The sequence below is a fragment of the Gammaproteobacteria bacterium genome (genome assembly GCA_021648145.1).
GTDB lineage: Bacteria > Pseudomonadota > Gammaproteobacteria > JAADGQ01 > JAADGQ01 > S141-38.
Map to the genome: position 1 here is coordinate 141,264 of JAKITI010000003.1, position 12,092 is coordinate 153,355.

At 43.5% G+C, this 12,092-nt stretch carries 11 protein-coding genes and 1 tRNA gene; 11 read left to right on the forward strand and 1 reads right to left on the reverse strand.

Going from position 1 to position 12,092, the window contains the following annotated elements; translation table 11 throughout:
- Window position 1: 1 nt before the first annotated feature.
- A complete protein-coding gene (locus L3J70_02930; protein ID MCF6235325.1) occupies window positions 2-2,602 on the reverse strand; it encodes a hypothetical protein in 2,601 nt (866 codons plus the stop codon).
- Window positions 2,603-2,763: 161 nt separating this feature from the next.
- Between L3J70_02930 and L3J70_02935 the strand changes: the two genes are divergently transcribed.
- The 11 genes from L3J70_02935 (at window position 2,764) to L3J70_02985 (ending at window position 12,080) form a co-directional block, all read left to right on the forward strand.
- Window positions 2,764-2,838, forward strand: a tRNA-Val gene (locus tag L3J70_02935).
- A 46-nt stretch (window positions 2,839-2,884) separates the two neighbouring features.
- Window positions 2,885-4,810, forward strand: a complete 1,926-nt coding sequence (gene thrS / locus L3J70_02940; protein ID MCF6235326.1) for a threonine--tRNA ligase — start codon at window positions 2,885-2,887, stop codon at window positions 4,808-4,810.
- Window positions 4,811-4,814: 4 nt separating this feature from the next.
- Entirely contained in the window at window positions 4,815-5,333 is a 519-nt protein-coding gene (gene infC, locus L3J70_02945; protein MCF6235327.1) for a translation initiation factor IF-3, read from the forward strand.
- Between the two features lie 69 nt (window positions 5,334-5,402).
- Window positions 5,403-5,600 (forward strand): 50S ribosomal protein L35, encoded by a 198-nt coding sequence (rpmI, locus tag L3J70_02950; GenBank protein ID MCF6235328.1) that lies wholly within the window; start codon window positions 5,403-5,405, stop codon window positions 5,598-5,600.
- Between the two features lie 19 nt (window positions 5,601-5,619).
- Window positions 5,620-5,976, forward strand: coding sequence for a 50S ribosomal protein L20 (rplT, locus tag L3J70_02955; protein MCF6235329.1), 357 nt, complete (start codon window positions 5,620-5,622; stop codon window positions 5,974-5,976).
- 118 nt (window positions 5,977-6,094) lie between these two features.
- On the forward strand, window positions 6,095-7,111 hold the full coding sequence (gene pheS, locus L3J70_02960) for a phenylalanine--tRNA ligase subunit alpha (GenBank protein MCF6235330.1): 1,017 nt from the start codon (window positions 6,095-6,097) through the stop codon (window positions 7,109-7,111).
- Window positions 7,112-7,163: 52 nt separating this feature from the next.
- Entirely contained in the window at window positions 7,164-9,545 is a 2,382-nt protein-coding gene (gene pheT, locus L3J70_02965; protein ID MCF6235331.1) for a phenylalanine--tRNA ligase subunit beta, read from the forward strand.
- A gap of 2 nt (window positions 9,546-9,547) precedes the next feature.
- Complete coding sequence (locus tag L3J70_02970; GenBank protein ID MCF6235332.1) at window positions 9,548-9,844, forward strand: integration host factor subunit alpha; 297 nt, start codon at window positions 9,548-9,550, stop codon at window positions 9,842-9,844.
- Window positions 9,837-10,190: a MerR family transcriptional regulator gene (locus L3J70_02975; GenBank protein MCF6235333.1), complete on the forward strand. Its 354-nt coding sequence runs from the start codon at window positions 9,837-9,839 to the stop codon at window positions 10,188-10,190. Before L3J70_02970 ends, L3J70_02975 begins: the two co-directional genes overlap by 8 nt.
- Before the next feature lie 97 nt (window positions 10,191-10,287).
- Complete coding sequence (locus tag L3J70_02980) at window positions 10,288-10,875, forward strand: polysaccharide biosynthesis/export family protein (protein MCF6235334.1); 588 nt, start codon at window positions 10,288-10,290, stop codon at window positions 10,873-10,875.
- 14 nt (window positions 10,876-10,889) lie between these two features.
- Window positions 10,890-12,080 carry a hypothetical protein gene (locus L3J70_02985; protein MCF6235335.1) on the forward strand — a complete coding sequence of 397 codons (1,191 nt, stop codon included), beginning with the start codon at window positions 10,890-10,892 and terminating at the stop codon, window positions 12,078-12,080.
- The last annotated feature ends 12 nt before the right edge of the window (window positions 12,081-12,092 follow it).

A 12,092-nucleotide genomic window follows, 5' to 3' on the forward strand; every position in this document is an offset into this window, starting at 1 on the left:
GCTAATCTTCGGATGATAAGTCAAAAGAGTTGTTGTAATATTGCCCGCCGATATCGAGCCATTCGGAGATCAAGCGTCGCTCTGTGGGGGTAAGTAAATTTGAGTGATTAATACTGGGTGTATCAAAACGTTCGAAAAAAGAGCGTGCACCGTTAGCGGACATCACGGGGCTGGGTGCGCTAACAGTTGTCATGATTGGAATTGGATTACCGTCAGCATCCCGAATCAAGTCACCATTTTCGTCTGTCTCAAAAAGAGTTTGATTGTTTTCATCCGTTTCTTGCACTATTAAATCTTGTAATACACCATCAATAACGACCTGTATATCATCGTTAAAAAACAGTTCTCGGTAAGTGGTAATGTGGGCCGCATTTTGGTCTGAAGGCTCAGAGGTAAACAGATCAAGGTCTGCCGCAGCGACAAGTGGGTTTCCGTTATCGTCGGCAGGTGCGTGGCATAGGCTGCATGTGCTATCCGTTGTGCCTATGGTGCGTGGGGCACTCCATATTGGGTGAATATGCTGAACATAATTAATAATTGTGCGGCATAAGTTATTCCAGCTCTTTAGGCATTGAGGTGTTGTCGGTGCGGGGGTTGATAAATCATCATAAAGGTAGCTGAAAGAGGGGTCAATGGCTCTAACGTTGGGGTCTGTCCAGCGATCTTCAAAAATAATATCCATGCTGGGATTGAGTGAATTGCAGTCTGTTTCACAGCTGATTCGAGCACGGGTTTGCGCCATGGTTTCGCCTGTGATTGCGACTAAGTCCACCTGAGTATTTGGAAACGGGATGTTATCTGTTGTTGCTCCACTATTAAGTGCAGTTATTGCTTCAGGGCGACCGTGAGGCTCAGCGCTTTCTGCATCATGGCAGCCATGGCACTCTAGTGTTTCACCGGGACGAACTTGCATCCAGTTGGGATGGCGGTCGCCAATGCGTTGTCCATTTTCATCTAATATGCTTATGGTAAATGCGATATTTGCGGGTACTTTTATCATCACTGAACCATCCGGCTCGATCATATTGTAGCCTACGATCTCTCTCATTTTTTGTCGATTGCTAATGCCGAAGGTTGATCCAGCCACTCCGTCAGGTGTCGGTGCGGCTTTGATAATGCGTAAAAAACGAGCAGGGCGGGCGTTTGCCTGGGTTTGAAGTGGGTCAGCTAATTCGGTGATGTTTTCTGCACTGCCACCCAGATTGTTGTAAGTGCCATCAAAGTCATAAACACTGCGGATATGCAGTACACCGATACCTTCTTCAATAAAGTTGGTATTGAGGTTCTTGCTGTCAGAGATAACTGTGGGTATTTCTCTGGGTTGCAGGGTGATGGCATCGCTGATAATTTTTCCTTCTACGGGAGGGATGACAGGTAACATGGTGTCTTCATTTTTGTCAAAAATATAGATGCCGTAGAGTGGAAATGCGGCGCTAGCGTCTTCGTTATTGATGCTCTCTTCAGTGCAGGGAATGAGGCGATCATTTTCTTCCAATAAGCGACATTGTGACCAACTGATTAATATCCGTTCTGTTCCGTCCCAGAGTGGAAAGGCAGAGTGAAATTGACCGCCGATTGAAATAGAACCATCAATTAAAATCTGTTGTGAAGTGGCGGCTGTTTGTGTGGTACTGGAAGTCGCCATCGGTAAGGGTTGGTTGTAATCTGAAAAATTAGTAATGTCGATAAGAGTGAGATCACCGACCGGTTCATCGAATGGTTTGATTATTGTGAGTAACTTTCCATCAGGCATGGGTTTGGGTCTTAGAAACTGAATGGTTGTTTCGTTGGTGCCTGTTTCGTGGCTGTTGGCACCATAAAGGAGTTGCAGGTTTGTGCCGTCTGGATTGATTTTGTAAAGATTGATTTCATTTTTGTTGCCCATATTATCCCAGCGACTAAAAATAATTTCTCCGCTATTAAGTACTGCCGGGTTTAAATCGTGACTTTGATTGAACGAAATTTGACGAATATTGCTGCCATCTGTATTGATGATATGCAGCAGAGAGGCTGGCTCATTACCGTCTTCATCCAGCCCAGAAAATTTTGGTTTGCCTTCATCAAGCAACATGGCTCCCGTTTGGCGCTGACGAGTTGAAGTAAATACAATGCGGCCATCGGGTAGGTAGTGTGGAGCCGTATCGTGGCCAAGTTCGGCGGTATTATCAGAATTGATGAGACGGCGTAGTTGATCACTTTGGATGTCGTACTCCCAGAGATTCCATGTATCGCTGTCTTGGTCTGAAAGGCGCATGGAAAACATTAATTTATTACCATCAAAAGAGACTGAAATATCTTTTACATCACCCTTTCCGTCAGTGATGCGTGAGGTGATATTTTTCTCAGTAGCACTGGGTGAGGCGCGATGACGCAGGTAAAGATCACTGCCTTCACGGAAACTCAGGATTTCACGTTCATCATCGGCAATAAACAGACCCTCTTCATCAATGGGTATGGCTCGTTTAGTATAAGCAATGCCAAAGTCTTTGACGACGGGGTCGGGAGTCTGTTTGTCATCACCAATACAGCCTGTGAGTGCAGGTAGTGTAAACAGGAGGCTGATTAATATGATGTATGGTGTGTGTTTGCAATTGAAAAACATGCCGCGTTTCCTTATTGAACTGCTGCTAATCCTACACTTATGAGTAAATTCGTTTTGTGAAAGCGGTCACGAGTGATGCTTGCGACGATTAAATTGTTGGAAGTTTAACATGAGTGCTTGCTTTCGGTGCACGCCTTCAGTATCTTATGCGCACATTTTGAAGGCGCGTAGCTCAGTGGTAGAGCACTACCTTGACATGGTAGTGGTCGGTGGTTCGATCCCACTCGCGCCTACCAGATAATTCTGTTTTTTTATTTCACCAGTACATTTTTCAGAGCACTCATGCCCGTTATAACGCTTCCCGATGGTAGTCAACGTTCCTTTCAGTCACCCGTTTCAGTATATGAAGTGGCTGCTGATATTGGGGCGGGTTTGGCAAAAGCAGCCATTGCTGGGCGTGTTGATGGTCAGCTTGCTGATGTCTCTTATGTGATTGAAACTGATGTTAGTTTAAGTCTTGTTACAGCAAGAGATGACGAAGGCCTGGAGATTATTCGTCATTCGACCGCACATTTGCTGGCTCAGGCAGTAAAAGAGCTTTATCCGGACGCGCAGGCGACCATCGGACCAGTGATTGAGGATGGCTTTTATTATGACTTTGCTTGTGAACAGCGCTGGACGTTGGATGATCTGGCAGTCATCGAAAAGAAAATGGCTGAGCTGGCTAAGCGTGGCGATGAAGTCAGTCGCTCTGTGTTATCCCGCAACGATGCACTCGAATTTTTTCGAGCGCGAGGTGAAGCGTATAAAGCACAAATCATTGAAGAGATTCCTGAAAACGAAGAGCTTTCTCTGTACCGCCAAGGTGATTTTATTGATCTATGTCGTGGCTCTCATGTGCCTAACACTAATTACCTGAAACATTTTAAATTAATGAAGTTGGCAGGGTCATATTGGCGCGGTGACTCGGATAACGAGATGTTGCAGCGTATCTACGGCACCGCCTGGGCCAATAAAAAAGAGCTTAAAGCCTATCTGCGCCGCCTGGAAGAGGCGGAAAAACGCGATCATCGTCGCATAGCGAAGAAGCAAGATCTGTTTCATACGCAAGAAGAAGCGCCAGGAATGGTTTTTTGGCATCCGAATGGGTGGGCGATTTACCAGGAAGTTGAGCAATATATTCGCCGCGTATTGAATGAAAACAACTATCAGGAAGTGCGAACACCACAACTTGTTGATCGTACTTTATGGGAAAAGTCAGGTCACTGGGATAAGTTTGGTGACATGATTTTTACGACACACTCTGAAAATCGTGACTACGCAGTTAAGCCCATGAATTGTCCGTGCCATGTGCAGATTTTTAATCAAGGATTAAAGAGCTACCGTGATTTGCCGTTGCGTATGGCTGAGTTTGGTTCATGTCACCGTAATGAGCCGTCAGGCACTTTACATGGTTTGATGCGTGTACGTAATTTTGTGCAGGATGATGCACATATTTTCTGCACTGAAAGTCAGATTCAAGATGAAGTCTCGACATTTATTGATTTGCTGTTTGATGTGTACGCTGATTTTGGTTTTAACGATATTATTATCAAGCTCTCTACACGCCCTGAAAAGCGTGTTGGCTCTGATGAAGTGTGGGATAAAGCTGAAAAAGCACTAGAGCAAGCCTTGGAAAATAAGCAGTTGCCTTGGGGTTTGCAGCTAGGTGAAGGTGCATTTTATGGGCCAAAAATTGAATTTTCGTTAAAAGACTGTCTTGGTCGTGTGTGGCAATGTGGTACGATTCAGGTCGATTTTTCGATGCCAGGTCGTTTAGATGCAACTTATGTTGCTGAAGATGGCAGCAAACAAGTGCCTGTGATGTTGCATCGGGCAATACTGGGTTCGTTAGAGCGCTTTATTGGTATTTTGATTGAAGAGTCAGCAGGGTCGCTGCCTACATGGCTTTCACCGACGCAAGTTGTGGTAATAAATATTGCTGATCGGCACTCAGAATATGCCTCTGAAATTGAAGGTTTTTTGCAAAATCAGGGCTTCAGAGTAAAATCAGACTTGAGAAATGAGAAGATCGGATTTAAAATCCGCGAGCACACGATGAAAAGAGTGCCTTATCTTCTGGTTGTGGGTGATCAGGAGATGGAAAATAAAACTGTGGCTGTGCGTACGCGTCAAGGAGTGGATTTGGGTAGTATGTCCTTGGTGCAATTGGGTGAACACCTGAATGCTGATGTCGCAAATTATAGTCGAATTGCTTTAGAGGAATAATAGAATCGCTGCTGAAAAAAGGCTCCGCCTGAATAATGACATAAGGGTTCCATCGGTTCGTCTCATTGATGGCGAAGGCAACCAAGCCGGTGTTGTAAGTATTGATGAGGCTAAGCAAGCTGCTGAAGATGCTAAAATGGATTTGGTGGAGATCTCGCCTCAGGCTGATCCACCTGTATGTCGGATTATGGACTATGGGAAATTCTTGTTTGAAGAGAACAAGAAAAAACATGCGGCGAGAAAAAAACAGAAACAAGTTCAAGTCAAGGAAGTAAAGTTTCGTCCAGGGACGGAATCAGCGGACTACCAGGTAAAACTTCGCAACCTGACCCGCTTTGTGGATGGAGGAGATCGCGTCAAGGTGACCTTACGGTTCCGTGGGCGTGAAATGCTCCATCAACAGCTAGGCCGTGATCTGCTTAAGCGGATCGAAGGTGATTTGGCTGATATTGCCACTGTCGAACAATTTCCTCGTATGGAAGGACGGCAGATGGTGATGTTAATGGCACCTAGAAAGAAGTAGTGAAGTTTGTCTTGAATTTTTCAAGATAATTATTTTTTAATTTTAACGTTAACGAATGCGGAGTTAACAATGCCAAAGATAAAAACGAACAGCGGGGCGGCTAAACGCTTCAAGCGCACAGCGTCTGGTGGGTTCAAATGTAAACAGTCTCATCTCAGACATATTCTGACTAAAAAAAGCACTAAGCGTAAGCGTCAGCTGCGTAAGGGTGAACAGGTCGCAGCATGTGATGTGCCAGCGGTACGTCAAATGCTGAATATCAGATAATTGTTGAGGGGAGAATAAAATGCCAAGAGTAAAAAGAGGTGTAACCGCAAGAGCTAAGCACAAAAAGGTTATAGCTCAAGCAAAAGGTTATCGTGGTCGTCGTAAAAATGTATATCGTGTTGCTACGCAGGCTGTCACTAAAGCGGGTCAATATGCGTATCGTGACCGTCGTCAGAAAAAACGTACGTTCCGAGCGCTGTGGATTGCTCGAATTAATGCGGCCGCTCGTGAATGTGGAATCTCTTACAGTCTTTTGATCAATGGCTTGAAAAAAGCTGAGATCGAGATTGATCGTAAGGTTTTGTCCGATATTGCGATTCATGACAAAGCGGCTTTTGCAGCCATTGCAGAAAAGGCTAAAGCAAGCTTAGCGTGATTTTTTAATTATCCTAAGTTGTTCTGGTTTAATTGAAGGGGAGGCTGTTTAGCTTCCCTTTTTTGGTTACTCCATATTTTTATAATTTTTAAGAAAACAGCTTCTCTGGAGAATTATTGTGCAAGAACTCACGGATATCACTTCAAAGGCAATTCAAGCTGTTGCTGAAGCGTCTGAGCTGGAAGCGCTTGACCAGGTGCGTGTTCAGTTTCTTGGTAAAAAAGGGTTGCTGACAGGGTATTTGAAGCAGCTAGGCAGTCTGGAGCCCGCCGAGCGCCCCAAAGTCGGGCAGGCGGTTAATCAGGCAAAAAAAGAGCTGCAACAAGCAATTGAAGTAAAGCTTGGTAAACTAAAGTCTGCCGCTTTAAATGCTCGTTTAGAGGCTGAAAAGCTGGATGTTACTTTGCCGGGTCGAGGGCAGCAGGTCGGTGGACTTCATCCCGTGACCCAAACAATGGAACGTATCGAATCACTGTTTGCTCGTATCGGTTTCGATGTTGCTGAAGGGCCAGAGATTGAGAGTGACTTCCATAACTTTGAAGCGCTGAATATTCCAGCGAACCATCCCGCTCGCGCGATGCACGATACATTTTATGTGGATGCGAATACTGTATTGCGTACACACACATCGCCCGTCCAGGTGCGTGTTATGGAAGGTTGTGAATTGCCACTGCGTACTATTGCTCCCGGTCGTGTTTATCGGTGTGACTCCGATGTGACGCACAGCCCGATGTTTCATCAGGTGGAAGGTTTTATGGTCGATGAAAATGTAAATTTTATCGATCTTAGAGTGATTGTAGATGACTTTTTAAAAGCATTTTTTGAAAAAGAGTTAAAAATACGTTTCCGACCCTCTTATTTTCCATTCACAGAGCCTTCAGCCGAAGTTGATATTGCTTGTGTGATTTGTAATGGAAAAGGGTGTCGTGTTTGCAGTCAGACGGGTTGGTTGGAAGTGATGGGTTGCGGCATGATTCATCCGAATGTATTCAAAAATGTGGGAATTGATAGCGAGCAATACACTGGTTTTGCATTTGGTATGGGTGTTGAGCGGTTAGCCATGCTGCGTTACGGCGTGAATGATTTACGCCTGTTTTTTGAGAATGATTTACGATTTTTACGCCAGTTTAATTAGTTTTGATCGTTTTATAAAACCTTCTAACGTTAACAATAGATAGATCATAAATATGAAATTTAGTGAACAATGGCTTCGTGAATGGGTTAATCCATCAATATCGACATCAGAGCTTGCTGAGCAACTGACGATGGCAGGTCTGGAGGTTGATGCAATTGAGCCTGTCGCACCCTCTTTAGAGCACGTGGTGGTGGGTGAAATTGTGGCGGTCAGTGCACATCCTGATGCAGAGCGATTGCAAGTTTGCAGTGTAAATGTTGGTGAATCAGAGCAGCTCACTATCGTTTGTGGTGCGGCTAATGTTGCTGTTGGAATGCGCGTGCCAACGGCCAAAGTAGGCGCTGTACTCGTCGGTGGTATGAAAATAAAACGTGCCAAGTTGCGTGGTGTTAAGTCATTTGGAATGCTTTGCTCCGTTGCTGAATTAGGTTTGGCGATCAGTGCTGAGGGTTTGATGGCACTTCCTGATGATGCGCCTGTTGGCAAGCTGATGTTTGATTATTTGAAACTGGATGATTTCAGTATTGAGGTTGGGTTAACACCCAATCGGGGTGATTGCTTGAGCATTATGGGAATTGCACGGGAGGTTGCGGCAATAAATCAAAGTGAAATGGCTCATTCATCTGTAACCTCTGTTCCTTCTGTTATCAAGGACATAGTTGCTGTTGAAGTTTGTGAGCCGTCTGCTTGCCCACGTTATGTTGGAAGAGTTATTAAGGGTGTTGATGTTTCGGTGCAGACACCATTATGGATGCAAGAGCGTTTACGGCGCTGTGGTTTGCGCAGTATTAGCCCTGTTGTCGATGTTACAAACTACGTGATGCTTGAGTTGGGGCAGCCGATGCATGCTTTTGATCTGGAGAAGGTTGAAGGTGGTGTTCAGGTTCGTTATGCCAATGTTGATGAAAAGGTGACCTTGCTTGATGGTAAAGAAGTTACGCTGAAAAAAGAGACATTGGTGATTGCTGATCAACGCGGTGCTCAAGCGATTGCTGGCGTGATGGGAGGCGAGGCTTCATCAGTGACAAATAGTACAGCAGCACTATTTCTTGAAAGTGCTTTTTTCTCACCAGATACAATGGCAGGTCAGGCACGGCAATATGGCTTGCATACAGATTCATCTCACCGTTTTGAGCGCGGTGTCGATTTTTCATTAGCAAGTCAGGCAATGGAGCGTGCTACTCAATTGTTGCTGAATATTGTGGGCGGCTCTGCTGGGCCAGTGACAGAGGTGGTCAATAATGAAAAACTACCTGATAGAGCGCCTGTTGAATTGAGACAGTCAAGAATCAAACGCTTGCTGGGTGTTGAAATTCCATCTAAAAAAATATCTGAAAGCCTGTCATTTTTGGGAATGGCAATTAATTCCAACTCCGGTTCATGGCAAGTGACTCCGCCATCATACCGTTTTGATATCACTATTGAGGCTGACTTAATCGAAGAAGTGGCGCGGATGCATGGTTATAATCAACTGGTTGGAACGTCAGTGGTTGGGCGGTTGAAAATAGAAAATGAAAAAAAAGATTCGTCGGTGACTAAAAAAATAGGCCAACTGCTGGTGAACCGAGGTTATCAGGAGGCTATTACGTTTAGCTTTGTTGATCCTGCTTTGCAAAAACTAGTAGAGCCAGAAATTACTCCTGTTAAATTACTCAATCCAATCTCCGCTGATATGTCAGAAATGCGTACCAGTTTGTGGTCTGGGCTATTGCAAGCACTGCTTTATAATCAAAATCGACAGCAAGATCGCGTTCGTTTTTTTGAAAGCGGCCTAAAGTTTCATGCCTCAGGTGATGAAATAAAGGATAAGAAGGTCATTGCGGGTGTTTTGCAGGGCGATGTTTACCCAGAGCAGTGGAGCAAAATACCAAAGAAACTTGACTTTTTTGATGTTAAAAATGATGTTGAAGCATTGCTTGGCTTGACAGGTAAAGCGGGTTGCTTTCATTTCCGTGAAGGGCAGCACTCTGCTTTGCACCCAGGGCAAACAGCAGCTATTGAGAATGTAGACGGCCAGGTGATTGGTTGGTGTGGAGTGATTCATCCTGCGTTGGCAGTAAAAATAGGTGTGCCAACAACTGTCTGTCTGTTTGAGCTGCAGCTTGATGAATTGAATCAAGTAAATTTGCCTTGCTTTCACGAATGGTCTAAATTCCCTTATATAAGAAGGGATATTGCTTTGGTCGTAGATGAGAGTGTATCTATGCAGGCTATTCGAGATGTTGTAGAGCTCTCAGTAGGTGAGCGACTGCAAAGCATGCAACTGTTTGATGTTTACCGAGGTGCCGGTATTGCAGATGGACAAAAAAGCCTGGCATTAGGTTTGCTTTTACAAGATAATTCGCGCACATTGAAAGATCATGAAGTGAGTGCGCAAATGGATGAGCTTTTAACTAAGCTTGAAAATAAGGTCGGTGCAACACTGAGGAACTGAATATGACTTTAACTAAAGCTGATATGGCTGACAGGCTCTTTGATGACATAGGTCTGAATAAACGTGAATCGAAAGAGTTGGTCGAGGCTTTTTTTGATGAAGTGAGAGCAACGCTGGAACGTGGTGAAATTGTAAAACTATCTGGTTTTGGTAATTTTAATTTACGGGATAAAAAACAGCGCCCAGGTCGTAACCCTAAAACAGGAGAAGAGATTCCTATTTCTGCTCGGCGGGTTGTGACATTTCATGCGGGGCAAAAATTAAAATCACGTGTGGAGCTCTATATAGGTGATGGCTGATTCTTCTGCTGATAAATTACCCATCATACCCAGTAAGCGTTACTTTACAATTGGTGAAGTGAGCCGTTTATGTGACGTAAAACCACATGTTTTACGTTATTGGGAGCAGGAATTTTTTCAATTAAAGCCAATGAAGCGCCAAGGAAATCGGCGCTACTACCAACGTCATGATGTGATGTTGGTTCGTCAAATACGTAGCCTATTATATGAGAACGGTTTTACCATTGATGGCGCACGTCAACGTCTGAAAGGCGATGAGGTTAAAGGGGATAGTGAGCGCAGCCATCAAATAGTGTGCCAGGTTCGCAAAGAACTTGAAGAATGTTTATCTATTCTTGATTCATAAACGGCTGAAAAATAGCTATCTTTTTCCAATTTTGTTAAGTTTGTCGTGCTGTTCTTTTTAATTCAAATTGCTTTGTAGTTTGAAGAAGAGTTTTTATATGAAAATAAAGTACGGGAGTATGCGTAAAGTGAAGTTTTGCATTATCGCCATTGGAATTATGATGGGGTTGTTTAGCCCATGGGTTTCCGCACAAAAAAGCTCGCCTGGCTACCTTGTTGGCCCAGAGGATGTTCTGGAGATTTCGGTGTGGCGTGAAGAGTCATTGCAAAGGGAGGTGCTAGTTCGTCCTGATGGTCGTATCTCTTTCCCTCTTGTGGGGGACTTGAAAGTGGCAGGAAGTACGCCAGCTGAAATACAGGCTAAATTATCTAAAAGCCTGAAAAAATTCATTCCTGACCCTGTTGTTACTGTCGTGATCACTAAGGTTGGGGGTTATAAAATATATATTATTGGCCAAGTGCAAAAATCAGGGCAATATGCGGTCGGGCGCTATCTTGATGTGGTTCAAGCATTAGCACTTGCGGGGGGGTTAACCCCTTATGCCGCTGAAAGTAAAATTAAAATTTTTCGCAGGGAAAATGGGGTTCAAAAAATCATCCCGTTTAGGTATGACAATATTAAAAAGGGCAAAGGTCTGAAGCAAAACATCATCTTGAAAAGTGATGATTTGATTATTGTACCTTGATACTATTGAACTTAATGAACCTGATACAAAAGATGATCACCAAAGTTGTATTTTCTAGTATCGTTGTTTTCTGCTTTCTGTTTTCATCGGCTACTTTGAAAGCAGCAGAGTGGTCTCTTTTGCCAGCACTTGGTTTTGCGGAAGAGTATGGTGAGAATGCTGCTTTATTACCTGGTGTTAAAGACCGTTATTTTCGATTGATTGCAATACCTTCATTGGAAATGGTTCGTAAAGATCGTAATACGGAGCTATCTTTACGTACTTTTCTTGATTTTAAATACAGTAAAAATAACGATTTGTCTGACAATTCACAACGTGCATATTTGAAATATACCTATCAACTTGAGCGTAATGTACTTGGAGTTAATGGTACTTTTAAACGGGAAGGTGTGCTCAGGAAGATCGCAGCAGAGGTTAATTATGATGATATTGAAGCGTCTGATTTAGAGGATGCAGATACTTCAATATTACAGGTGTATTCCAGACGAACTCTTTTCGATGTCAAACCATACTGGGTGTGGCGATTGAGTCTACAGGATACACTGAAATTACAATACAGGCTTCTGGATACGAAGTATTCCACTGATTCGTTATTTGATCATCGCACACAGAGGTTATCTGCAAACTGGGTTCATCAATTGACACAAAAAATGGATTCAGTGTTGAGTTTTTCTGGTTCACAGTATAAAAATCTCGATAATGATAGTGTTGTTGATAATCGTCAGGTCAATCTAGGGGTTAACTATAAGTTCTCTGAAAGATTTAAGGGCAGTGCTCAGATTGGCTTTCGGAATAGTTCATCGGAATCAGAAGATTCTTCAGGTGTTATTTATCAGATTATTGGAAATAAAAGAACTGAGATTGGATCACTTAATCTTTTGCTTCGCCGAAATGTGAACTCCAGTGGAAAAGAGACATCTATCTTGGCTGACGAATTAAAATTTTGGTGGAAAAGAAAAATTAGACCGACTGTTGATTTTTCTCTTTATCTTAATACCTATCAGAATAAAAATCTGGCGGATGGTTCATCAAGTCAAGTATATTTTGGCCTACAACCCCGCTTTATCTGGCAGTTGTCACTTGATTGGGCTATGGATTTTAGTTATGAATTTCGTCGATTCAAAGATAATAGTGCTGTTGCTAAAAGTAACTCTGTGGCGATAGGCGTTCGTTATGCTTGGCCTAAAGTTTCTGTGTCCAGGTAATATTATAAAAAT